The organism is Streptomyces sp. NPDC048275 (assembly GCF_040652275.1).
In the GTDB taxonomy this organism is placed as follows: Bacteria; Actinomycetota; Actinomycetes; order Streptomycetales; family Streptomycetaceae; genus Streptomyces.
In genome coordinates, this window is the sequence record NZ_JBEZLR010000011.1 from 1 (window position 1) to 23271 (window position 23271).

A 23271-nucleotide genomic window follows, 5' to 3' on the forward strand; every position below is an offset into this window, starting at 1 on the left:
ATCGCGGCCGCCATCGACAAGAGCCCCGCCGCCACACGCCAGATCGCCTACCGCGCCCGCAAACACGTCGACGCCCGCCGCCCGCGCACACCGGCTTCCCCCGAAGAAACCCAGGCAGCGCTGAATTCGTTCCAGTCCGCACTCGAGACCGGGGACCTACAGGGACTGCTCGACGTCCTCGCCCCGGACGTCGCCTTCGTCAGCGACGGCGGCGGCTTCAAACTGGCGGCCCTGCAACCGGTCGTCGGCGCCGACAAGGTACTCCGCTACATGGCCGGCAGCCTCGCCAAGGCCGGCGGCATCTTCACCAGTGAGAGCACGACAGTCAACGGCAACCCCGGACTCATCCTGCGCGTGGACGGCGAGATCGACGGCGTGCTGTCCTTCCGCGTGGAAAACAGCCGTGTCGCCGGCCTCTACTACGTCCGCAACCCCGAAAAACTCACCCGCATCGAGTCCGAAACCGCCCTCGCCTCCCGCTGACCCTCCCCCGCGGCACGGCCGACCGAGGTGCGCGTCAGCAGCAGAAGCAGGTGTAGACGCGGCTGATCTTGCCGTAGTTGCGGAACGTAAGACAGGGGCGCGGGCGGTACGGGGATCTCCCTGTACCGCCCGCGCCCCTGTTGTTGGCCTACGAGGTGTTCGACCAGGTCGGCGCGGGTGGCGGCGAGCAGGGCGGCGGACCGAGCCGGCGTCACCACGTCTGCGGGCACGTCACCCGGGTTGCGGCGGTCGTGGCGCCTCGGGGAGAACCTGGTACACCAAGGGCGTCGACCTGTGGTGCGCGCCGACGGTGGACGACCGGGACGCCCGGCCGCCACGCGGTCCACTGCGCCGGTCGGGCTCGGACGGAGCCACGCTAGGACCTGTCCGGCCGACCATGCCGCAGACGCGGGGTGCGGCACGCACCGCCGCTCTCCTGCGACCTGATCGGCCGGACAGGCCCTAGGCGCGCAGCACCGACGGTCCTTCCTCGGCGATGCGGGCAACCACCTCAGGGGGTAGCCCGTCGTCGGCCACGATGGTGTCGAGCCGGTCGAGCGAGGTCACCTTGAACCGCTCGACGATCCCCCACTTCGTGCTGTCGGCGAGCAGTGCGACCGAGGAAGCCGCTTCCATCACGGCCTGCTTGAGCAGCACTTTGTCGGTGGAGTGGCTGGTCACACCGTGGGCCAGGTCCCACGAGCCGGCGCTCAGAAAGCCGATGTCGATGTTCAGCGCCCCGATGGCTTTGGCGGCAAGCGGTCCGCTGCTCGAACCGCTCGAAACGTCTACCTCACCCCCGGTGTGAATGGCTTGCACGTTCGGAAGGCCGCAGAGTGCGAGGGCGGCGTGGAAGTCGTTGGTGACGACGGTGAGGTCGGTGCGGGCGGCCAGAAAGGGGACCACCGACTGGCACGTCGTGCCCGCGTCGAGGAACACCACCATGCCGTCTTCGACAAGGCCCGCGGCGGCCTCGGCGATGGCTTGCTTGCGGGGCAGTTCGAGCACGGCCCGCGATGCCCTCTCGCGGGGCGGTGCGTTGCCGACCCATTCCGCCAGCCTGACCCCGCCCTGCACCGAGACGACCTGACCGCTCTTCTCCAGTGCCGCGATGTCCCGGCGCACCGTCATGTGGGAGACGTTCAGCCGGTCGGTGAGCTCGTGGATGCTCAGCACCCCGCTGCTCCGCAGCAGGCGGAGGAGTTCCTGGTGTCTCTGTTCGGGGATCAGAGGTGCCCTGCTCATCACGTCTCCTCGAGGACGGGACCAATGAAGATCAGGTTAACTTCCCGCCCGCCGACTAGTGACAAGTTGTGAATCCATGTTCTAGCGTGTTCCACCATGGTAACGAAGTTTAAATCCCTTGACGCGATCACCAGCACGGGCGCTCTCCTGATCGTCCGCCTGGACAGCGCCGAGGAAGCCCTGGCCGTGTCGGAAGCAGCCATCGAGGGCGGTATACGAGCGCTGGAGATCACCCTCTCCGTTCCGGGCGCACTGGATGTCATCTCGAAGCTCTCCGGCAGGTACGGCAAGGACGGTGTGGTCGTCGGCGCCGGCACGGTGCTGGACGACCACGCGGCGCATGCCTGCATCTCGGCGGGCGCCGGACTGCTGGTCAGCCCGAACCTGAACCCCGCGATGATCGAGACGGCCAACCGCTACCAGGCCGTCACGGTGAGCGGGGCCTTCACCCCGTCGGAGATCGTCGACACGATGCAGGCGGGCGCCGACATCGTGAAGCTCTTCCCGGCCGAATTCGTCGGCCCCGAGTACGTCCGAACCGTCACCGCCCCTCTCCCCCAGGCACCCCTCATGCCCGCGGGCGGCGTCACCCCGGACAACGTGAAGGCCTGGTTCGACGCCGGCGTCGTCGCGGTCGGCGTCGGAAGCTCCGTAACGAAGGCAGCCCGGCCCGACGGCGACTACCGCCGGGTCACCGAGGCCGCCAAGACCATCCTGCAGGCCATCGGGGAAGCGCGCGGCTGACGCGTGAGCCACCTCTCCTAACGATTCCCGAGCACCCCTTGCAGTGATTCGTCCCCTTCCACAACCCTTGCGGTGATCCCCCCAGGAGACTCTCCATGTCCCAGCCGCTCTCCAGCCTCGAGGCTCCCGACACCGATCGCCTCGACCCGGTGAAACCGATCCGCATCCGCTGGGTGCTGGTCGCACTCCTCGTCATCGGCGGTGTCGTCAACTACCTCGACCGCGCCAATCTGAGCATCGCCAACACGACCATCTCGAAGGAGTTCGACCTGAGCTCCACCCAGATGGGGCTCCTGCTCTCGGCGTTCGCCTGGCCCTACGCCCTCGCCAATCTCCCGGCCGGCTACCTCGTCGACCGCTTCGGCCCCAAGCGGATGTACGCCTGGGCAGCCGGGCTCTGGTCGCTGGTGGCGATGGTCTCCGCGGCGGCCAGCTCCTATGGAGCGATGTACGCGGCGCGTGTGGCCCTCGGCGTTGCCGAGGCCCCGTTCTTCACCTCCAGCCTGAAGGTCAACGAACGGTGGTTCGCCCAGAACGAGCGCGCGCTGCCGATATCGATCGTCAACACCGGGTCGCAGATCGCCAACGCCCTCGCTCCGCCCCTGCTCACCGCCCTCATGCTGCTGCTCGGCTGGCGCGGCATGTTCATCACCATCGGCGCACTGGGCATCCTGATCGTGCTGGCCTGGCTGCGTGTGTATCGCGACCCCACGCTGCGCGAGCAGATGGCGATCAAGGGTGAGAAGGTCGAGCCCCCCGCGCCTGTCAGCGAGAAGAAGGCCGGCTGGGGGCAGCTGTTCCGGCAACGGAACACCTACTTCATGGTCATCGGCGCCTTCGGCATCTTCTACACGGTATGGGTCTACCTGACCTGGCTGCCCAGCTACCTGGAGACCTCCCGCGGCTTCAGCCTCTCCACCACCGGCTGGCTGGCCTCCGTGCCGTTCCTCTGCGGCATCGCCGGCGTCCTCTTCGGCGGCTACCTCTCCGGACGCCTCATCCGCCGGGGCGTCTCCCCCGTCATGTCGCGCAAAATCCCGATCGCCGCCGGCGCGGCCTTGGCGGCCGCCGCGGTGCTTCCCGTGGCCTACGTCGAGAACACCCCGCTCGCGATCGCACTTCTCTCCGTGGGCTATTTCGCGGCACAGATGCCGATCGGCTGTCTGTGGACCCTGGCGTCCGACGTCGCGGAGCCGCACCAGGTGGCTTCACTGGGTGCCATCCAGAACTTCGGCGGATTCCTCGGCGCGGCGCTGGCCCCCATCGTCACCGGAGCCATCCTCGATTCCACGGGGGGCAACTACAACTACGTGTTCGTCGTCGGCGGAGTGCTCCTGCTCGTCGGCGGTATCTCCTACCTGTTCTTCGTCCACGACCGCCGGTCCGCGACGGTCTGACACACCGCCGGGGCGATCCCACCTGGTTCGCCCCGGCATGCACCCTCATGAGAGCCGCAACATGACCACTCCACGGGCCTACTTCGTGATCGGGCCGGCCGGGTCCGGGAAGACCAGCGTGGCCCGGCTGCTCGCCGAGCAGACCGGCGCCGCCTACATCGACAAGGACACCGCCGGCACCCGCTTCACCGAGGCGCTCCTCGAACTCGCCGGCACGGACAAGACCGAGCGGGATCTCAACCCGTACTACCAGTCCGTCGTGATGGAACTCGAGTACCTGACCATCCTCGACCTGGCCCGCGACAACCTGACCGTGGGCCGGCCGGTCGTACTCGACGCGCCCTTCGGCCGCTACTTCTCCCGCCCCGACTACCTCACCGAGGTCGCCGAGCGCCACTCCTGGCCCCGCGAAGTCGAACCGGTGATGGTGCGGGTTCAGGTCGACTCGGCCACCGCCCGCGAACGCATCCGCGCACGCGGCTACGCACGGGATCTCTCCAAGCTCGCCGATTGGGACACCTTCTGGAAGAAGGCACAGAACAACGAGTGCCTCTGGTCGAGCCGACACCAGCTGGTGTTCGACAACCGGGCCGACGGCATCACCCGGGCTGAGGTCGCTCACGCCCTGGACGGCCTGACCTGACACTCGCGTCAGCCCTCGCCGACGCCATGGCGCGGTTCCTGGTCCTCGTCGTTCAGCCCAGGTCGGACATGTCGAGTACGAAGGTGATGCTGTCGGCGATCGTGTCGGCGTTCGGTGGTGGCGATGGCGGCGGTACGGCGTCCGCGGCGGCGGTTCGTGGCCATGGAATGGTCCCTTTCTTGATCTTTGATGGGGTCGGCTCTGGGTCGAAGGGCGAAAGATCGGGCGTGGTACGCCGGGCAGGGCGGGCTCCGGGAAGGCCGGTCCCGGTGAGCCGCTGATCGGCGGGTCAGGCCCAGGGCTGGTCCACGGGTGCCACGGGTGCCACGGGTGCCGCGGGTCGCTTGCGGCGGCTCGCGAGGAGACCGCCGGCCGCGCCCAGCGAGACCAGGCCCATGCCGACGGCGGCCATGATCCCCTTCGCGCCGTCCATGGTGAGGTAACAGACCGCGGCCACGCCGCCGTTGAACAGGAACAGGAACCAGAGCACCGGCGGCGTCGACAGGAACGCCTTGATCTTCGGCTTCTTCGCGATGCGCGACCCCGCCAGCAGCGAGACGGCGATGCCGGCATAGGTGGCCACGTCCTTCTCCGTGCCGTCCAGGACGGCACCGGAGGCGGAGCTCGCGGCGAGGCCGCCCACGAAGAACGACCAGAGCAGCAGGTTGGCGACGAACGACTTCACTGGAGCGAGCAGCGACTTCACGGAATGGTCCTTCGGGAGGGAAACGCGGGCGACTCGAGGCCCACGGATCGGTCGCGACCTCTGCCGACTACGATCCCGTCGCACGCTCGCCGCCACGAGGGACCGTCCTCCCGACTCCATGGTGTAGCCCGTTACACCCTGGGATCGATCACCCGCCGACCGTCACGCGCCCTCCGGACTTGATCCGCGTCCGAGGCGGGCCCTGGCGTGCGTGCGTTCAACCTCCGCTGACAGACTTCCCACAGGGGGGCTTTATGTTGGTCGGCGAGCGTGGGGTGCATGCATGGACATGACCACAAACCACGTACCCCCGAAACCGAGCGCAGCCGCCGCTGGTTCATGAACAAGTCGCTGCTCGTCGGCGGTGTCGCCGCGGTGGCGACCATGACCGGTTGTTCCGCGAGCGATTCCGACTCCGCCGGCGCGTCCACCACCTCGTCGGCCTCCGGCCCTCCGAACGGCATGCCGTCCGGCGCTCCCTCGGGCGCTCCCTCCCGGGGGCCCGGCGGAGCGCCCGGCGGGGGCGGTATGGGTCCCGGGGCCAGCGAGGTGAAGTACGACGACTTCACCGGTCTCACCACCGACGGGAAGACCGTCGACGACCTGTACTCGATCCACTCCACCGACGTCTCCACGGACGCGCTGGTCAAAGCCGCGCAGACCTTCCTCGACAACCTCTCCACGAAGCAGCGGAAGGCGACCCTGTTCGACATCCAGGCCGACGAATGGCTGGCCTGGAGCAACGTCGACGGGTACGAGCGCGAGGGCGTCCGGATGGGCGACCTGACGACCAAGCAGCGCAACCTCGGATACGCCCTGCTCGGCGCGGCCCTGTCCGCCGACGGGCTCACCCAGACCCGCAACATCATGAAGCTCAACGCGTACCTGGGTGACTACAGCGGCGGCAACCAGGAGACGCTCACCGAGGGCCACTACTTCTTCACCCTCATGGGCACCCCCTCGACCACGAAGCCGTGGGGCTTCCAGTACGAGGGTCACCACGTGGCCATCAACTACTTCGTCCTGGGTGACCAGGTCGTCATGACGCCGACCTTCATGGGCTCCGAGCCGACTTCGGCCACGTACAAGGGCGAGAAGATCGCCCTCTTCAAGAAGGAGACCAAGGCCGGTCTGACGCTGCTGCGTTCCCTGAGCGACAGTCAGCAGACCAAGGTGATCTCCTCGACGGTGGAGAAGAGCGGCACCGACATGAAGGCCGGCGCGGGCTCCGACAACCTCGAGCTCGCCTACGAGGGCCTGCCCGGCTCCGAACTCACCGACGCGCAGCGCGACAAACTGCTCGACCTGGTGCGGGTGTATGTCGGCTACATGGACGCGGGCCACGCCGAGGTGCGGATGAAGGAGGTGGAGGAGCACCTCGACGACACGTACTTCTACTGGCTCGGCGAGACGAAGGACAGCTCCGCGTTCTACTACCGCGTCCACAGCCCGGTCGTGCTCATCGAGTACGACGCCCAGTCCCCACTGGCCTTCGGCAACAAGGGCAGCGGCGGTGGCATGGGCGGCCCCAACGGGACGCCGACGCAGCAGCACATCCACACGATCATCCGCACCCCGAACGGCAACGACTACGGCGTGGACCTGCTCAAACTCCATCTGGAGAACGATCACTGAGCAGACTCGAGGAGGGGGCCGCGGGCCGGCACCGCGCGCGAGTTAACCTCGGTTCATTCGACAGACGCAGCAGCCAGGAGGCAGCAATGGCGAAGGTACCGGCCGCGGCGGTGGCCGCGGGTGGGCTCATCGGCGGGTACGGCGTGGCTCGTTGGACCAAGAAGCGGCAGCTCGGCGGGGTCGTACTGGCCGCTGCCGGAGCCGCGGCCGCGCAGCAGTGGCGGCAGCAGGCCGGCGGGAAGGCCGCCGGGGCACTGACCGCCGCGTACGTCGCCGCCTTCGCCGGGTCTCATCCGCTGGCCAAGAAGGTGGGTGCCTGGCCCTCCGTGTTCGGCGTCGCCGGGGCCGTGGCCCTCGCCTCGTGGGTCGTGGCCGACCGGCGAGCCTGAGCCCGTACGACCGATCGCCCTGTACGGCCCACGGTCACGTGCTTGCGTACGGGTCCGTCCCGGACGCAGCCCCGAGCGCGACCCCCGGCTTCGACTCGCCCCCCACGCCCTGAAACGCCCGCCTATACCCGTACGGACTCGTCCCCACCACCCGCTTGAACCGCTCCCGGAACGCCGTCGGCGAGCCGAACCCGGCCTGCGCCGCGATGCGCTCCACGGGATACGTCGTCGTCTCCAGGAGGAACTGGGCGCGGCGCACCCTGGCCCGGTGCAGCCACTGCAAGGGCGTGGTGCCGGTCTGTTCGCGGAAGCGGCGGTTGAGCGTACGGGTACTCATGCCGGCGTGGGCGGCGATGTCCTCCAGGGTCAGGTCGCGGTCCGCGTTCTCCTCCAGCCAGCCGAGGAGCGGCTCCATGGTGGCGCCGGCCGGTACCGGCGGCCGGGACTGAATGATGAACTGGGCCTGCCCGCCCTCCCGTTCGAGCGGCATGACGGACATCCGGGCGGCGTGCGCGGCGACGGCCGAACCGTGGTCCCTGCGGATCATGTGCAGGCACATGTCGAGCGCGGCGGCCGCGCCGGCCGAGGTGAGGAACTGGCCGTTGTCGACGTAGAGGACGTTCGGGTCGACGGTCACGGCGGGATACATGTCCGCCAGGTCCTGGGCCGCGATCCAGTGGGTGGTCGCGCGCAGCCCGTCCAGGAGGCCGGTGGCGGCGAAGACGAAGGCGCCCACGCAGACCGAGGCGATCCGGGTGCCGTTCGCGGCCGCCGCGCGCACCGCCTCCGCCACACCCGGCGGGAGCGGGACGGTCGGGTCGGCGACGCCGGGCAGGATGATCGTGTCGGCGTCGGCGAGGGCCTCCAGTCCGTACGGGGCGCGCAGCGCGAACGGGCCCGCACTCACCTCGTCGCCCGGCGAGACCGAGCAGACGCGGATCCGGTAGGCCTCACGACCGTCCGGCAGCCGGGCCCAGCCGAAGGTGTCGATCGGGGCGGAGAGGTCGAAGGGGATGACCTGGTCGAGCGCCAGTACGGCCACGGTGTGCATGGCCAGAGTGTAGGCATACGGTGGGTTCTGGCCAAGGGTGCGGGAGGTGCGTGCATGATGCTTGCCGGCTTGCCTCCCCGCCTTCCAGGCCTGGCGAGAATCCGTTGCACCCTGGCAGAACTGTCACTTCTGCGGGGTTTGGGTCCGCCCGTAGCGTCACCCCGTGACCAAGTTCCTTCTCGCCGTGCACGTCCTCGCCGCGATCGTCGCCATCGGGCCCGTCACGGTCGCCGCCAGCATGTTCCCGCCCATCGCGCGCAAGGCCCTCGCCGAGCCGGGGGACGCCCAGGCCCGTTCCGTCGTCCGGCTGCTGCACCGCATCTGCCGGGTCTACGCCACGTTCGGCGTCGTCGTCCCCGTCTTCGGGTTCGCCACGGCGAGCACCATGGGTGTGCTCGGTGACACCTGGCTGATCGTCTCCATCGCGCTGACGGCACTCGCCGCGGTCGTGCTCGGCGCGCTGGTCCTGCCCCGGCAGACCGCGATCATGGAGGGCATCTGGGACGGCGTCGGCGCGGTGACTCCTCGGACCACGGCCCGACTCGCCATGTTCACCGGCATCTTCAACCTTCTCTGGGCCACCGTCACGATCCTGATGATCGTTCGCCCGGGGTCCACGACGGGGGCGTAGGTGTATTGATCACCACCACTGCGCGAGCGTCAGTTCCTCTCTCCCCGAATCCCCCGAATCCCCCAGTTCTCCCGACTCCGCCCTGAACTGCCGCGCCACCGCCGCCGCGACCAGCGCCCCCGCCGAGATCACCAGCGTGAAGAACGCCCAGGCCAGCGGCCAGATCGCCGCGTCCGGAGGCTCCGGGTGGGTGTGGAAGGAGACGTACATCAGCGTGGCCGGCGGCACCGCCACCAGCAGCAGCGGCCAGGCCAGCGCGTCCCGGTGGCCGAAGTAGGCCGCCAAGAGCAGCAGGGCGACGGCGAGGAGGACGACGCCCGGGACGGTCACCGGGGTCGTCTCGGTGATCGACCCGCTCGTCTCGGGGCGACTGCGCAGATCCCAGGGGAGGCAGAGGAGGTACGCCGCGCAGGAGAGGGCGGCGCCGAGCACGCGCGTCAGCCAGCGTTCCGGCCAAGGGCGCGTTCGCAGCGGGCTCAACAGCTTCTCGGTCATGCGTACGAGGGTTCCGCGGCCCGGGGCGGCCCGACAGAGTACGGGTACTCAACGGGTACTCAGACGCCGCGCCTGATCCCCGCCGCTCACGCCCCACACTCACACCCTCTGCGCTCACGCCCCCACCATCCGCGACAGCGTAAAGATCAGCAGCCCCGCCAACGACCCCACCACCGTGCCGTTGATCCGGATGAACTGCAGGTCACGGCCGATGTGGGCCTCGATCTTCTTGGTCGTGTGCTCGGCGTCCCAGCCGGCGACCGTGTCGGTGATGAGGGAGGTGATCTCCTTCCGGTACGTCGTCACGACGTACGCCGCAGCACCCTCCACCCAGCCGTCGACCTTGGCCTGGAGCTTGGGCTCGGTGGCCATGCGGGCGCCGAGGGACAGCAGCGAAGCGCGGACGCGCAGCCGCAGTTCGCTGCGCTCGTCCTCGGCCGCGGACACGATCATGGACCGTACGGCGGTCCAGGCGGAGGCGATCAGGTCCTGGACCTCGCCGCGGCCGAGCACCTCGCCCTTGAGCCGCTCCACGCGCGCGCGGGTGTCGGTGTCGGACTGGAGGTCGGCGGCGAAGTCGCCGAGGAAGCGGTCGAGGGCGCCGCGGGCGGGGTGGGAGGGAGCGTCGCGCATCTCGGAGAGGAACCGGAGCAGTTCCTTGTAGACCCGCTCGCCGACCTTCTTGTCGACGAACCGCGGGGTCCAGCCGGGCGCGCCGCCCTGCACCGCGTCCATGACCTGCTCGTCGTGCAGCACCAGCCAGTCGTGAGCCTTGACGCAGATCAGGTCCACGACCCGCTTGTGGCCACCGTCCGCGACGATCTTCTCCAGCATCTTCCCTATGCCGGGCGCGATCTCCTGGGCGTCCGCGCGGCGCGTGATCGCCTCGCCGACCACCGCCTGCACGTCGGAGTCCCGCAGGACGGTCAACGCCCCCCTGAGAGCGGTCGCCAGCTCCGCCGTGACCCGGTCGGCGTGGTCCGGTTCGGCCAGCCAGGCACCCAGCCTGCCGCCGATGCCGACGGCGCGCAGACGCTGTCGTACGACCTCCTCCGAGAGGAAGTTCTCGCCGACGAACTCACCTAGCGACACGCCCAACTGGTCCTTCTTGGTGGGGATGATCGCGGTGTGCGGGATGGGCAGGCCGAGCGGGCGGCGGAAGAGGGCCGTGACCGCGAACCAGTCGGCGAGCGCGCCGACCATGCCGGCCTCGGCCGCCGCGGCGACGTAACCGGCCCAAGGGCCCGCGCCCTCCTGGGACGCCCACTTGGCGAGGACGTACACGAGTGCGACGAAGAGCAGCAGGCCGGTCGCCGTCACCTTCATACGGCGCACCCCGCGGCGTTTCTCCTCGTCGGCGGGGCTGAACGTGTTCATCGCGCGGCCCACCGGGCCGGGGGCGGTCGTCGTGCGGCCCACGCGGCCGAGGGAGGTCGTCGTCGCTTGGTTCGCGGGGGCGCCGGGCCGGGCATGCTGCCCTTCGGCGCCCACTTCATCCGGTTCTGTACGTTCCATCCGCTCCACCCGTTCGATGGCCTTCGATGCCTTCGATGACCTTCGATGGCCTCTTGCCCATGGCTCATTGTCTCTTTGCCCCTTCCTGACCGACTCCCGGAACGAAACAGGAGTTCCCGGCGTCTTGTCCGGAGGGGGCAAAGTCCGGGGGATCTCAGGGGGCACCTGGCTGCATCTCCGGGAGATCTCCGGGGCACCCCGGGGAATCTTCGGGGTGCCCCGGGGCACCCCGGCGGCATCCCGGTCGGGGCCCCGTCGATCTTGCCCCCACCCCATGCAGCATCATGTGTTCATCACATCGGAGCCTCGGGCTCCCATCGCTCGAGGAGACACGCACCGCATGACCAAGCGTCATGGTTATGCCCTGCTGGCCGCGATAATCGCCGTGATCGTGGTCATTTCCGGCGCCATATACATGGGCGCCGCATCCGACATCGGCAGCGGCAGCGGCCCCCGGAACGCCCTCCGCAACAACCCCACCCCACGGAACTCGGCCGCGCCCGCCTCCGTCGGCACCTGGGTCAGCACCTGGTCGACGTCCCCCGCCGGAGCCGAGCCCGGCACCGAGACAAACGGCATGGCCGGCCGCTCCGTGCGCAACGTCGTGCACGTGAGCGTCGGTGGCACGAGTGCCCGCATCACCCTGTCCAACCTCTACGGACAGCAGCCGCTGAACATCACGCACGCCTCGATCGCCGTCGCCGCGGCCGAGAACGACGCGGCCGACACCGCCGCGTCGGCGGAGGCCGACACCATGCGCCGCCTCACCTTCGGCGGCCGCACCACGGTGATCATCCCGGCCGGGGAGCAGGTCATCAGCGACGCCGTGCGCGTCGGGATCCCGCAGGACTCCGACGTCCTCGTGACCACGTACTCCCCGACCCCGTCCGGTCCGGTCACCTACCACCGCAACGCGCGACAGACCTCGTACCTCGCCGAGGGCGACCGCACGGAGGACGTGACCGGCACCGCGTACGCGGAGCAGACCACGTACTGGCGCTATCTGACCGCCCTCGACGTGCTGAGCGACGAGTCGTCCGGCACCGTCGTCGCCCTGGGCGACTCGCTCACCGACGGCGTCACCTCCACGGACGACGCCAACCACCGCTGGACGGACATCCTTTCGGACCGGCTGCGGACCGCGCCCGCCTCCGGCGACGCGGCCGACGTGCCCCGCTACAGCGTCGTCAACCAGGGCATCAGCGGCAACCGCGTACTGACCGACGGGCTCGGCCTGCCCGCCGACAACCCGAGCGGCCTGAACCGCTTCGACCGCGACGTGCTCGCCCGCACGAACGTCAAGGTCGTCGTCATCGACCTCGGCGTCAACGACATCCTGCGCGGCCCCAGCCGGATCGACCCGGAGACGATCACCGACGGGCTGCGCGAGCTGGTCCAGCGGGCGCATGCCCGCGGGCTGCGGGTTGTCGGTGCGACGCTGATGCCGTTCGGGGGGCACCGTGGCTCTACCGACGCCCGTGAGGCCGTACGGCAGGCCGTCAACGAGGAGATTCGGGCGGGCAAGGTGTACGACGCGGTCGTCGACTTCGACAAGGCGGTACGCGATCCGTACGATCCGCGTCGGATACGGGCCGATTACGACTCCGGGGATCATCTGCACCCCAGCGACAAGGGGTACGAGCGGATGGCGGACGTGTTCGACCTGGAGGACCTGAAGGGGTCGGCTCCGGCGGAGCTGTAAGTGTGGGTGTGGGTCGCGGGTCGGCTGCGGGCCGTGGGGGCTGATCGCGCCCCCGCGGCGAAGCCGCACCATGTCGACCACGGCCGGAGATCAGACAGTCACCGTTCCTCCGACGAACGCGCAGTTCCCCGCGCCCCTGTCGGGCGCTCCACGCCCGCCCCAGATCAGTAGTCGCCGCTCCTCCGCCTGTCACGGTCCTCGCGGCGTTCCCGGTGGCGCTCGCGGCGCTCCCCGTGGCGTTCGCGGTGTGTCTCGTGGTGGTCGCGGATCAGGTCGTGGGCCTCGTCGAGCGCGTCGAACACGACGTCGAGGCCGTTCTCCCGCGAGCCCTCCAGCTCCCTGCGGGCGGCCTTGCGCTCCAGCTTCTCCTGGCGGCGCTCCTCCTTCAGGCGCAACCGCTCGGCCCGGGTGATCTTCCGCTCGACGCCGACACCGCCCCAGAAGGCGAAGCCTGTGACGATCACGCGCGGGCCGCCGGGGTCCCCGGGCCGCCCCTCCTCGCGGTGGTCGAAGCCGCCCATGATGCCTATACCGCGGACGACGACCTCGACGCCCGGCGGTACGACGACATTCATACCGCCCATGATCGCGACGCAGTTGATGACGACCTCGCGGTCGGCGAAGTTCGCGTCCCGCAGGTCGATCTCGCCGCCTCCCCAGAACGCGAAGGAGTTGAACCGCTTGGGCACGGTCCAACGGCCCTTGCGCTGGAACCCCGCCATGATCGCGACACCCCACGAGGACGAGCCCTCACCGCCGACGATCCGGTCCGCCCACGCCCCGCCGCTCCCCACCGGCTGCTTGACCATGGAGACGGGCGCCACGGCCGCCGCGCCCGGCAGATCGCGGGTGATCGGCGCCAACTCCCCGTACGTACGTGCCTTGTACGTCGCCTCCAGCCGCTCCTCGAATTCCTCCATGTCGAGGCGGCCCTCCGCGAGGGCGTCCCTCAACTGTTCGGAAACTCGCTCACGGTCGGCGTCGGAGGCGCGCAGCTCCGGTTCGTCGGTCATGTACAGCAGCCTACGAGTTCCCCGCCCGGGGGGCTACGAGAGAGCTTTCTCCGGCGGGGGTTTGGGGGTGCCCGCCGTGGAATTGCCCGCCGTGGAATTGCCCGCCGCGGACCTGTCCCCCATGGAATGCAGCATCTTGGCGATGACCGCCTCGATGTCGGGCTCCCGCACCGAAAGATCCGCCAACGGATACTCCGCCGCGATCCGCGCCACCAGCGGAGCCGCCGACGCCGCCGCCGGGAAGGCGAGCCACTGCCGCGGCCCCTCCACCTTCACGACCCGCGCCGACTCCACCTCGATCGGCGGGAGTTCGCGCTCCAGATCGACCACGAGGGTCCGCTCACTCTCCCCCACCTCGTGCAGCCCGGCGAGCGGGCCGTCGTACATCAGCCGCCCGTGGTCGATGACCATCACGCGCTCGCACAACTGCTCGATATCCTGCAGATCATGGGTGGTGAGCAGCACCGTCGTGCCACGTTCGGCGTTCAAGTCCCGCAGGAACTCCCGGACTCTCGCCTTGCTGATCACATCGAGCCCGATCGTCGGCTCGTCGAGATAGAGGATCTCCGGATCGTGCAGCAGGGCCGCCGCGATGTCGCCGCGCATCCGCTGGCCCAGCGAGAGCTGGCGCACCGGGACGTCCAACAGGGCGCCCAGTTCGAGGAGTTCGACACAGCGGTCGAGGTTGTCGCGGTAACGGGCGTCCGGGATGCGGTACATGCGATGCATCAGGCGGTACGAGTCGATCAGCGGGAGGTCCCACCACAAGGTCGTCCGCTGCCCGAACACGACCCCTATGCGTTGCGCGAGCCGGGTGCGTTCGCGGGTCGGGTCGATGCCCGCGACCCGCAGCCGGCCGCCGCTCGGGGTGAGGATGCCGGTCAGCATCTTGATGGTGGTCGACTTGCCGGCGCCGTTCGGGCCGATGTAGCCGACCATCTCGCCGCGCGACACGGTGAAGGAGAGGGAGTCGACGGCCCGCACCTGGCGCCGCTCACTGCGCAGGAACCCGGTCTTCTTGCGCACGTCGAAGACCTTTTCGACGCCGTCGAGTTCGATGAAGTCACTGTCCACGTCCACGTCCGTCCACGTCCACATCCACATCCATGCCCACGTCCATGTCCACGGCTGCCGCCACTCTCAACTCCCCGTGCTGCGATACGAACGAAGTCCCGCCCGCCACGCGACCCCCGCCAGCGCACAGCAGCCCGCCGCGACCAGTGGTGGTGTGAAGGCGACCCACGTCGGCAGGTCGATCGGATAGGGCCGTCCCAGCACATACAGCGCGGGCAGCCAGTTGGCGAAGGCCAGCGGGAGCACGAACGTCACCCCGCGCACCAGGTCCTGGGCGAAGACGGTCGGCGGGTACTGCAGGAGCGTACTGCCGCCGTACGTGAAGGAGTTCTGCACCTCGGAGGCGTCCTGGGCGACGAACTGGAAGGCCGCCCCCGCCACGAACACCGCCGAGAAGATCGCACCGCCGCTGAGCAGCATCAGCGGAATCAGCAGCAGTTTCAGCGGCGTCCAGGAGATGTCGAGTACGGCGATGGCGTACCCGAGGACCAACAGCCCCTGGGCGATCCGGCCGAGACGACGCAGCGCGAAGCGGTCCGCCGCGACCTGCGCGAGCACCGGCACGGGGCGCACGAGGAGCGTGTCGAGGGTGCCGTCGCGCACCCGGCGCCCGAGCCGGTCCATCGAGCCGAGCGCCAGGTCGGCGAGGCCGAAGGCGGTGCCCGCGACGCCGTAGAGAAAGGCGATCTCGGGCAGGCTGTAGCCGCCGAGCCGGTCGATCTGCGAGAACATCAGCAGGATCGCGACGAAGTCGAGGCCGGTCAACACGAAGTTGGCCACGGCGGTCAGCGCGAAGGAGGCCCGATAGGCCATCGTGGAGCGGATCCACATGGCGGCGATCAAGCCGTAGGCGCGCAGCCCGTCGCGCACGCGGGCGTACGCCCCTTGCCTGGCCCATGAGTTGTCGCTCGCGCTACCGACAGCCCACATCGGCTCCGGCACCCGGCTACCGCTACCCACCCTGCACCACCACCCTCCGCGTCGCCGCCGACTGGATCAGCCGCCCCAGCCCCAGCAGCCCGATCGCCCAGGCCGCCTGGAAGGCGTACGTACCCAGCGGATCCGCCTCGCCGAGCAGCACGTCCGCGGGGGCCTGGATCAGGGACGCCCAGGGCAGGGCGCGCGCCACCTCGCCGAACACGCCCGGGAAGAGGTTCAGCGGCAGCAGCATCCCCGAGCAGAAGACCCCCAGGATCATGGACATTTGTGCCACGCCCGCCCCGTCGAGGAGCCAGAACGCGGACAGCGCCACCAGATACCGGATCGAGAAACTGACACACACTCCGAGGGCGACCGCGACCAGGAAGGCGATCCAGGTCATTGGATCGGCGGGCAGGGCGAGTTCGAAGCACAGCGCGCCGAACGCCAGCGGAACCACGCCGCGCCCCAGCAGATGGAACAGCGCCCGTCCCACGTCGTGGGCCAGCCACCACAACTGGAGGTCGGCGGGCCGGTACAGATCGATCGCGATGTCACCCGTACGGATGCGCTCGATCAACTCTTCCTCGAAGCCGCCGCCCATCACGGCCACCACCATGATCATCGCCTGGGACAGCCACACATAAGTGAGCGCCTGGGCCTGGTCGTAGCCGCCGAGGTGCGGTTTGTCGTCCCACAGCGCGATGAAGACGTACGCCAGGATCAGCCCGAAGACGGTGTTGGTGAACACTCCGGCCGCGGTCGCGGTCCGGTAGGTGGCGAAGCGCCGGAACGCGCCCTTCGCGACGGTCGTGTACAACCGCCCTGTCCCCACGAGGAAGTCCTCCTTCTTGCGCCAAGAGAGCCGGTTGGGAGCCGTTTTGGCCGAAGCGGAGGAGCCTAGCCCCCCGTCGGCTTCGGCTGCCAGGCATTTTCCGGCCGTGACGCGTGCCGGGATCCGGGAACGGAACGCATGGTGCGACAGTCTTCAAGTGGGGGCGCACAAGGCGTACGAGGGCGTACAGGAACGTACGACGCGAAACAGGAGTCCGGCGAACAAATGAATGACAAGCCGCAGCCGCAGCGGAACAGCCAGGGCTGGGCGCCCAGGGAACCGGAACCAAGACCGGCACCACAAGAAGCACCAGGCAAGCCCGGCAAGCCGGGCAAGAAGCCCAAGCCCGAGCGCACCGGCCGGCGCCGTCTCATCCCGACCTGGCGCATGGTGCTCGGCGGCTTCATCATCGCGATCATGATCCTGGCCGGGATCTTCGTGCTCGGCTACTACCTGGTCCAGATCCCGCCCGCGAACGCCGCCGCGACCAAGCAGAGCAACGTCTACCTGTACGCGGACGGCAGCCAACTCGCCCGCGACGGCGAGGTCAACCGGGAGATCGTCTCGCTCGCGCAGATCTCCAAGGACGCCCAGCACGCGACACTCGCCGCCGAGGACCGGGACTTCTACACCGAGTCGGCCATCGACCCCAAGGCGATGATCCGCGCCGCCTGGAACACCTCCACCGGCAAAGGCCGGCAGTCCGGCTCGACGATCACCCAGCAGTACGTGAAGAACTACTACCTGGGCCAGGAACAGACCGTCACCCGGAAGGCGAAGGAGTTCTTCATCTCCATCAAGCTCGACCGGGAGAAGAGCAAGCCCGAGATCCTCGAGGGCTACCTCAACACCAGCTACTTCGGCCGCAACGCGTACGGCATCCAGGCCGCCGCGCAGGCGTACTACGGCGTCGACGCCAAGAAACTGACGGTCGGCCAGGGCGCCTACCTCGCGGCGCTCCTCAACGCGCCCAGCGAGTACGACGTGATCGCACACCCCGAGAACAAGTCCGCGGCGGTCGCCCGCTGGAGCTACGTACTCGACGGCATGGTCGAGAAGAAGTGGCTGACCGAGGCGGACCGGGACAAGGTCACGTTCCCGATGCCGAAGGAGGCCAAGGGCTCGGCGGGCATGTCCGGCCAGCGCGGCTACCTGGTGCAGGCCGTCAACGACTACCTCATCTCCCACAAGGTCATCGACGAGGACACCCTCACCACCGGCGGCTACCGCATCACGACCACCCTGCAGAAGTCGAAGCAGGACGCCTTCGTCAAGGCCGTCGACGACCAGGTGATGGACCACCTCGACAAGAAGAACCGCAAGGTCGACCGGTACGTCCGCGCGGGCGGCGTCTCCATCGACCCGGCCAGCGGCAAGGTCGTCGCGATGTACGGCGGCATCGACTACACCCAGCAGTACGTCAACAACGCGACGCGCCGGGACTACCAGGTCGGCTCCACCTTCAAGCCCCTCGTCTTCGCCTCGGCCGTCCAGAACCACTCGCAGACCCAGGACAGCCGCATGATCACACCGAACACGGTCTACGACGGCACCGACCAGCGGTCCGTGCGGGGCTGGAACGGCGGCTCGTACGCGCCCGAGAACGAGGACGGCTACTCGTACGGCCAGATCAGCGTGCGCACCGCCACCGACAAGTCGGTGAACTCGGTGTACGCACAGATGGCCGTCGACGTCGGCCCGGACAAGGTCAAGCGGACGGCTGTCGCCCTCGGCCTCCCGTCGGACACTCCCGACCTGACCGCCACCCCGTCCATCGCGCTCGGCCCGGCGACGGCCAGCGTCCTCGACATGGCGGAGGCGTACGCCACCCTCGCCAACCACGGCGAGCACGGCACGTACACCCTGGTCGACAAGATCACCAAGGACGGTGCGGAGGACGTACAGCTGCCGCGGCAGGTGACCAGGCAGGCAGTGAGCCGCGAGGCCGCCGACACGACCACCGCCGTCCTGCAGAGCGTCGTCGAGGGCGGCACCGGCACGGCCGCGCTGGCCGCCGACCGGCCCGCCGCCGGCAAGACCGGCACCGCGGAGGAGGACCAGGCCGCCTGGTTCGCGGGCTACACCCCCGACCTCGCCACCGTCGTCGCCGTCATGGGCCAGGACCCGGACACGGGCGCGCACAAGCCCCTGTACAAGGCCCTCGGCCAGGCCCGGATCAACGGCGGCGGCTACCCCGCGCAGATCTGGGCCCAGTACACGAAGGCCGCGCTCAAGGGCACCCCGGAAAAGGACTTCGACCTTCAGCTCCAGCCGGGCGCGGAGGAGCAGCAGCTCCCGCCCGCCGAACCCGCCGAAGAGTCCCCCGACACCGGCGACGAGGACGACGAGGCGGCGGACGACGACGAGACGGAGGGCGGCGAGACGGACGACAGCCAGGAGACCGGAGGGCAGACGCAGGGCCAGACCGAGGGCCAGACGACAGGCCAGACACAGGGGCAGACCGCGGGCCAGACCGAAGGTCAGACCCAGGGCGGGACGAACGGCGGCACGACCGACGGCGGAACCACCACCGGCCAGACCACCACGGGCGGCACGCCCACCACAGGCGGCACCACCGACGGCGGAACCACCACGGACGGCGGCACGACCGACGGCGGTACGACGGGGACGCCCGGCATCACCGCGGGCACGGGGCCGCTGAGCCGCATCAGTGCCCGGAGGTGAGCTTCAGCCCCACCACGGCCACGATCAGCAGACAGACGAAGAAGATCCGGGCGGCGGTCGCCGGCTCCCCCAGCACGACCATGCCGAGCACCGCCGCCCCGGCCGCGCCGATCCCGACCCAGACGCCGTAGGCGGTACCGATGGGCAGCGACTTCGCGGCGTACGACAACAGGACCATGCTCGCGACGATGCCGGCACCCGTGAGGACGCTCGGAACCAGCCGCGTGAAACCGTCCGTGTACTTCATCCCGATCGACCAGCCGACTTCGAGCAGACCGGCGACGAGCAGCAGGACCCAGGCCATGACGGCACCTCCGTGATCGATCAACAGGGGTGCGTCGTCTTTGCGGTCCCGGTACGGCGCGTCTCGTCGGGGTCCCCCAAAGGTAGCAAAGAGCCGCCAAAGGGGCTGGTGACGATGGTCACCAGCCCCTTTGGCGTACGTCCTACAGGTACAACCCCGTGGAGTCCTCGGACCCCTCGAACCGGTCGGCCGCCACGGCGTGCAGATCCCGCTCGCGCATCAGCACGTACGCGATCCCCCGCACCTCGACCTCGGCTCGGTCCTCGGGGTCGTAGAGGACGCGGTCGCCCGGTTCCACCGTCCGTACGTTCTGCCCGACCGCGACGACCACGGCCCAGGCGAGGCGGCGGCCGACGGCCGCCGTCGCCGGGATCAGGATGCCGCCGCCGGAACGCCGCTCACCCTCGGCGGCGTCCTGCCGGACCAGCACGCGGTCGTGCAGCATCCGGATGGGCAACTTGTCGTCATGGTGGATGCTCTGCTTGTCCCGATTGGCGCTCACGCCCCGAACCTACCTGCCTTCGACCGGTCCGTACGCCGCCGGGTCAGCGCTTGCGCCGACGCGAGCCGACGGTGAGCAGTCCTACGACCCCGACCACGACCAGGGCCACGGGCACGATGCGCTCGAGTCGCGGCGCGCCCTCCTCGGTGACGAACCGGCCCGTCACGTCGGTGACGACACGGTTGACGCCGACGTAGGCGCGGCCGAGGGTGTGGTCGATGTTCGAGGCGACCTTGGCCTTGGCGTCGCCGACGATGGTCTTCGGGTGCACCCGCACGCCGATCTCGTCGAGCGTCTCGGCGAGGGTTTCGCGGCGGCGCTTGATGTCCGCCTCGATCTGCGCCGGAGTCCTGGTATCCGACGTTCTCGACGTATCCGACACCGCGCTGCCTCCGTGGTCGTGTGCTGATCCGTACCGTTTCCGATTCCGTGTCCCGACAGTCTGTCAGCTCGGACCACGCCGCACCCCTCGGCACCCCCCATTACGCTCGTCCGTAGTTCCGTACGCAGTTCCGTAAGCATTCCCGGCCACGTGAGGTACCGATGAGCGAGCGACTCCAGCCCGGCGACACCGCCCCCGCCTTCACCCTGCCCGACGCCGACGGCAACGAGGTGTCTCTCGCCGACCACAAGGGCCGCAAGGTCATCGTCTACTTCTACCCGGCCGCCCTGACCCCCGGCTGCACGAAGCAGGCCTGCGACTTCACCGACAACCTCGACCTGCTCGCGGGCGCCGGCTACGACGTCATCGGCGTCTCCCCCGACAAGCCCGAGAAGCTCGCCAAGTTCCGCGACAAGGAGTCCCTCAAGGTCACCCTGGTCGGCGACCCCGACAAGACCGTCCTGGAGGCGTACGGCGCCTACGGGGAGAAGATGAACTACGGCAGGACATACGTCGGCGTCATCCGCTCCACGATCGTCGTGGACGAGGAGGGCAAGGTCGAGCGCGCCCTGTACAACGTGAAGGCGACGGGCCACGTGGCCAAGATCATCAAGGACCTGGGCATCTGACGCCCGGCCCCTCACGAACGGCCCAAACCGGACGATACGGTGCGGGTCGTTCCCATTCCGGGAATCACCAGTAACTGGTTCAGGGGGACAGCGGGCGCCAGCAGGCTTCTCACCGGGAAACCCCCGCTCCCTCCGGGCCACCTGCCCGGTACGATGACACGCGGCTAGCGGCGGTGGCGCAACTGGCGACGCAGCAGACTTAGGATCTGTGGCCCGTGAAACGGCTTGAGGGTTCGAATCCCTTCCGCCGCACCCATGGACGGTCTGCGAATCCCTTTGATTCGCAGACCGTTCCTGCACGTGCGCTCAGCTCAACAACTCCCCCACCACCGGCACCAACGCCCGGAACGCCTTCCCCCGATGGCTGATCGCGTTCTTCTCCTCGGCGGACAGCTCGGCGCACGTGCGCGTCTGCCCCTCCGGCTGGAGGATCGGGTCGTAGCCGAAGCCGTTCGTGCCCACCGGCGCATGGCGCAGCACACCCCGCAGCTGCCCCTCGACCACCCGCTCCGTGCCGTCCGGCAGCGCCAGCGCCGCCGCGCACGCGAAGTGAGCCCCCCGGTGCTCGTCGGCGATGTCGCCGAGCTGGGCCAGGAGGAGGTCCAGGTTCGCGCGGTCGTCGCCGTGGCGGCCCGACCAGCGGGCCGAGAAGATGCCGGGGGCGCCGTTGAGGACGTCGACGCAGAGGCCGGAGTCGTCGGCGACGGCGGGCAGGCCGGTGGCCTGAGCGAGGGCGTGGGCCTTCAGGAGGGCGTTCTCGGCGAAGGTGACGCCGGTTTCCTTGACGTCGGGGATGTCGGGGTAGGCGTCCGCGCCGACGAGGTCGTGGGTGAGACCTGCGTCGGCGAGGATCGCCTTCAGCTCGGTGAGTTTTCCGACGTTGCGGGTGGCGAGGATCAGGCGGGTCATGCCCACCAGTATCCCGAGTCCCCCGCGGTGTCCGTTACGGCGTGCAGACCTTCGTCAGTTCGCCCGCCGCGTCCGTGACGGGGCTGACGTCGGGGGTCTCGTCGCCGTTCTTGATGGCCGTACGGACATTGCCCACGGCCTCGCTCAAGTCGTCGACGGCCTTGTTGACGTCCGTGTTGTCTGTCTTGTCGCCGATCTCGTCGAGGTTCTTCTCGATCGCGTCGAGGGACTCGTCGGTCTGCGTCGGGTCGTTCGCCGCGTTCTCCACGGCCTGCTGGAGGTCGGTGACGCTGTCGGCTATGGAGTCGGCGGCCTGGACGCAGTCCAGGGCCTTACTGACGGCGTCGCAGCCGACGGCCGCCGGCAGGGCGACGAGTGCGGCGACGACGGCGAATGCGGCGGTGCGGCGACGGTGGCGCGCGGCCATGGAACGGTCCCTCCCCGTGGACAAGATGTGATCGACCCCGTGGTGGCGTCGGCCGGCCCCGTGGTGCGACCGGCTCGACCCCGTGGTGGCGTCGGCTCGACCCCGTGATGGGGCCGACCGAGCGCACGGCTGGACCGTACGCCCGTACCCATAAGAACGCGAAGGGTTATTCCGTGGTTGCCTCGAGGGTCGCCTCGAGGGCCGCCCGCTGGATCGCCGCGAGCTCGTCGCAGCCCGACACCGCGAGGTCGAGCAGGGCGTTGAGCTCCTTGCGGTCGAAGGGCTCGGCCTCCGCGGTGCCCTGGACCTCGACGAAGCGGCCGTCGCCGGTGCAGACGACGTTCATGTCGGTGTCGGCCTTCACGTCCTCCTCGTAGCAGAGGTCCAGCAGCGGCACCCCTCCCACGATGCCGACCGAGACGGCGGAGACCGTGCCGGTCAGGGGCTTGCGGCCGGCCTTGACCAGCTTCTTGGCCTGCGCCCAGGCGACCGCGTCGGCGAGCGCCACGTACGCGCCCGTGATCGCCGCCGTACGCGTGCCGCCGTCGGCCTGGAGGACGTCGCAGTCGAGGACGATGGTGTTCTCGCCGAGCGCCTTGTAGTCGATGACGGCGCGCAGGGAGCGGCCGATGAGCCGGCTGATCTCGTGCGTACGGCCGCCGATCTTGCCGCGTACGGACTCACGGTCGCCGCGGGTGTTGGTGGCGCGGGGAAGCATGGAGTACTCGGCGGTGACCCAGCCCTCGCCGCTGCCCTTGCGCCAGCGCGGGACGCCCTCGGTGACGGAGGCGGTGCAGAACACCTTGGTGTCGCCGAAGGAGACGAGGACGGAGCCCTCGGCGTGCTTGCTCCAGCCGCGCTGGATGGTGATGGGGCGCAGCTGTTCGGGGGTGCGGCCGTCGATTCGAGACATGGCGACGAGCCTAGCCGCAGATGGGTGAGGGGCCGCGTCCGGTT

24 protein-coding genes, 1 tRNA gene, 1 pseudogene and 1 riboswitch are annotated in these 23271 nt (G+C 69.3%); of the genes and pseudogenes, 11 read left to right on the forward strand and 15 right to left on the reverse strand.

From position 1 onward, the window contains the following. Positions 1–483 (forward strand): annotated as a pseudogene (locus AB0D57_RS09515) (RNA polymerase subunit sigma-24); the annotation flags it as partial. A gap of 462 nt (positions 484–945) precedes the next feature. Here the strand turns inward: AB0D57_RS09515 and AB0D57_RS09520 are convergent. Next, positions 946–1728: a DeoR/GlpR family DNA-binding transcription regulator gene (locus AB0D57_RS09520; protein WP_362069374.1), complete on the reverse strand. Its 783-nt coding sequence runs from the start codon at positions 1726–1728 to the stop codon at positions 946–948. A gap of 96 nt (positions 1729–1824) precedes the next feature. Here AB0D57_RS09520 and eda point away from each other — a divergent pair, with 96 nt between their 5' ends. The 3 genes from eda to AB0D57_RS09535 all read left to right on the forward strand — a co-directional run bounded on the left by eda (position 1825) and on the right by AB0D57_RS09535 (position 4512). Continuing rightward, positions 1825–2472 (forward strand): bifunctional 4-hydroxy-2-oxoglutarate aldolase/2-dehydro-3-deoxy-phosphogluconate aldolase, encoded by a 648-nt coding sequence (gene eda / locus AB0D57_RS09525; RefSeq protein WP_362069377.1) that lies wholly within the window; start codon positions 1825–1827, stop codon positions 2470–2472. Between the two features lie 95 nt (positions 2473–2567). After that, the gene (locus AB0D57_RS09530) at positions 2568–3869 is read left to right on the forward strand and encodes an MFS transporter (RefSeq protein ID WP_362069380.1); all 1302 of its coding nucleotides are present in this window, start codon (positions 2568–2570) and stop codon (positions 3867–3869) included. Positions 3870–3930: 61 nt separating this feature from the next. Beyond that, positions 3931–4512: an AAA family ATPase gene (locus AB0D57_RS09535; protein ID WP_362069383.1), complete on the forward strand. Its 582-nt coding sequence runs from the start codon at positions 3931–3933 to the stop codon at positions 4510–4512. 289 nt (positions 4513–4801) lie between these two features. Here AB0D57_RS09535 and AB0D57_RS09540 read toward each other — a convergent pair whose 3' ends face one another. Further along, entirely contained in the window at positions 4802–5218 is a 417-nt protein-coding gene (locus tag AB0D57_RS09540; protein ID WP_362069386.1) for a hypothetical protein, read from the reverse strand. A gap of 279 nt (positions 5219–5497) precedes the next feature. Between AB0D57_RS09540 and AB0D57_RS09545 the strand changes: the two genes are divergently transcribed. Beyond that, positions 5498–6853 (forward strand): DUF3500 domain-containing protein, encoded by a 1356-nt coding sequence (locus AB0D57_RS09545; RefSeq protein ID WP_362069389.1) that lies wholly within the window; start codon positions 5498–5500, stop codon positions 6851–6853. A gap of 86 nt (positions 6854–6939) precedes the next feature. After that, positions 6940–7242, forward strand: a complete 303-nt coding sequence (locus AB0D57_RS09550; protein ID WP_362069392.1) for a hypothetical protein — start codon at positions 6940–6942, stop codon at positions 7240–7242. A 34-nt stretch (positions 7243–7276) separates the two neighbouring features. Here AB0D57_RS09550 and AB0D57_RS09555 read toward each other — a convergent pair whose 3' ends face one another. After that, positions 7277–8293 (reverse strand): helix-turn-helix domain-containing protein, encoded by a 1017-nt coding sequence (locus AB0D57_RS09555; RefSeq protein WP_362069395.1) that lies wholly within the window; start codon positions 8291–8293, stop codon positions 7277–7279. 163 nt (positions 8294–8456) lie between these two features. Between AB0D57_RS09555 and AB0D57_RS09560 the strand changes: the two genes are divergently transcribed. Then, positions 8457–8924, forward strand: a complete 468-nt coding sequence (locus AB0D57_RS09560; protein ID WP_362069398.1) for a hypothetical protein — start codon at positions 8457–8459, stop codon at positions 8922–8924. A gap of 9 nt (positions 8925–8933) precedes the next feature. Here AB0D57_RS09560 and AB0D57_RS09565 read toward each other — a convergent pair whose 3' ends face one another. Beyond that, positions 8934–9419 (reverse strand): hypothetical protein, encoded by a 486-nt coding sequence (locus tag AB0D57_RS09565; protein ID WP_362069401.1) that lies wholly within the window; start codon positions 9417–9419, stop codon positions 8934–8936. A gap of 114 nt (positions 9420–9533) precedes the next feature. Then, positions 9534–10934 carry a DUF445 domain-containing protein gene (locus tag AB0D57_RS09570; RefSeq protein ID WP_362069404.1) on the reverse strand — a complete coding sequence of 467 codons (1401 nt, stop codon included), beginning with the start codon at positions 10932–10934 and terminating at the stop codon, positions 9534–9536. A gap of 340 nt (positions 10935–11274) precedes the next feature. Here AB0D57_RS09570 and AB0D57_RS09575 point away from each other — a divergent pair, with 340 nt between their 5' ends. Beyond that, positions 11275–12636 (forward strand): SGNH/GDSL hydrolase family protein, encoded by a 1362-nt coding sequence (locus AB0D57_RS09575; protein ID WP_362069407.1) that lies wholly within the window; start codon positions 11275–11277, stop codon positions 12634–12636. Between the two features lie 164 nt (positions 12637–12800). On the opposite strand, the gene AB0D57_RS09580 is transcribed toward AB0D57_RS09575, so the two are convergent. From AB0D57_RS09580 to AB0D57_RS09595, 4 genes are read right to left on the reverse strand one after another with little or no spacing between them, the layout of a single operon-like run. Further along, positions 12801–13649, reverse strand: coding sequence for a DUF1707 domain-containing protein (locus AB0D57_RS09580; protein ID WP_362069410.1), 849 nt, complete (start codon positions 13647–13649; stop codon positions 12801–12803). 33 nt (positions 13650–13682) lie between these two features. Then, complete coding sequence (locus AB0D57_RS09585; protein ID WP_362069413.1) at positions 13683–14747, reverse strand: ABC transporter ATP-binding protein; 1065 nt, start codon at positions 14745–14747, stop codon at positions 13683–13685. Positions 14748–14789: 42 nt separating this feature from the next. Beyond that, the gene (locus AB0D57_RS09590; RefSeq protein WP_362069416.1) at positions 14790–15653 is read right to left on the reverse strand and encodes an ABC transporter permease; all 864 of its coding nucleotides are present in this window, start codon (positions 15651–15653) and stop codon (positions 14790–14792) included. A 22-nt stretch (positions 15654–15675) separates the two neighbouring features. Further along, positions 15676–16476 (reverse strand): ABC-2 family transporter protein, encoded by an 801-nt coding sequence (locus AB0D57_RS09595; protein WP_362069419.1) that lies wholly within the window; start codon positions 16474–16476, stop codon positions 15676–15678. 225 nt (positions 16477–16701) lie between these two features. Between AB0D57_RS09595 and AB0D57_RS09600 the strand changes: the two genes are divergently transcribed. After that, positions 16702–19161, forward strand: coding sequence for a transglycosylase domain-containing protein (locus tag AB0D57_RS09600; RefSeq protein ID WP_362069422.1), 2460 nt, complete (start codon positions 16702–16704; stop codon positions 19159–19161). Here AB0D57_RS09600 and sugE read toward each other — a convergent pair. The 3 genes from sugE to AB0D57_RS09615 form a co-directional block, all read right to left on the reverse strand. Continuing rightward, on the reverse strand, positions 19145–19465 hold the full coding sequence (gene sugE, locus AB0D57_RS09605) for a quaternary ammonium compound efflux SMR transporter SugE (protein WP_362069425.1): 321 nt from the start codon (positions 19463–19465) through the stop codon (positions 19145–19147). The two genes, AB0D57_RS09600 and sugE, sit on opposite strands and share 17 nt — an antisense overlap. Positions 19466–19493: 28 nt before the next feature. Next, positions 19494–19563, reverse strand: a riboswitch (guanidine-III (ykkC-III) riboswitch). Positions 19564–19607: 44 nt separating this feature from the next. Further along, complete coding sequence (locus tag AB0D57_RS09610; RefSeq protein ID WP_362069755.1) at positions 19608–19910, reverse strand: co-chaperone GroES; 303 nt, start codon at positions 19908–19910, stop codon at positions 19608–19610. A gap of 100 nt (positions 19911–20010) precedes the next feature. Beyond that, positions 20011–20349 carry a DUF3618 domain-containing protein gene (locus AB0D57_RS09615; protein ID WP_362069428.1) on the reverse strand — a complete coding sequence of 113 codons (339 nt, stop codon included), beginning with the start codon at positions 20347–20349 and terminating at the stop codon, positions 20011–20013. 161 nt (positions 20350–20510) lie between these two features. On the opposite strand from AB0D57_RS09615, the gene bcp reads away from it, so the two are divergent. Together bcp and AB0D57_RS09625 are read left to right on the forward strand one after the other, a co-directional pair. After that, positions 20511–20978: a thioredoxin-dependent thiol peroxidase gene (gene bcp, locus AB0D57_RS09620; RefSeq protein WP_362069431.1), complete on the forward strand. Its 468-nt coding sequence runs from the start codon at positions 20511–20513 to the stop codon at positions 20976–20978. 167 nt (positions 20979–21145) lie between these two features. Further along, a tRNA-Leu gene (locus AB0D57_RS09625) sits at positions 21146–21230 on the forward strand. A gap of 54 nt (positions 21231–21284) precedes the next feature. Here AB0D57_RS09625 and rdgB read toward each other — a convergent pair. The 3 genes from rdgB to rph form a co-directional block, all read right to left on the reverse strand. Then, entirely contained in the window at positions 21285–21887 is a 603-nt protein-coding gene (gene rdgB, locus AB0D57_RS09630; RefSeq protein WP_362069434.1) for an RdgB/HAM1 family non-canonical purine NTP pyrophosphatase, read from the reverse strand. 34 nt (positions 21888–21921) lie between these two features. Further along, positions 21922–22314 (reverse strand): hypothetical protein, encoded by a 393-nt coding sequence (locus AB0D57_RS09635; RefSeq protein WP_362069437.1) that lies wholly within the window; start codon positions 22312–22314, stop codon positions 21922–21924. 166 nt (positions 22315–22480) lie between these two features. Then, positions 22481–23227 carry a ribonuclease PH gene (gene rph / locus AB0D57_RS09640; protein ID WP_362069440.1) on the reverse strand — a complete coding sequence of 249 codons (747 nt, stop codon included), beginning with the start codon at positions 23225–23227 and terminating at the stop codon, positions 22481–22483. Between the last annotated feature and the right edge of the window lie 44 nt (positions 23228–23271).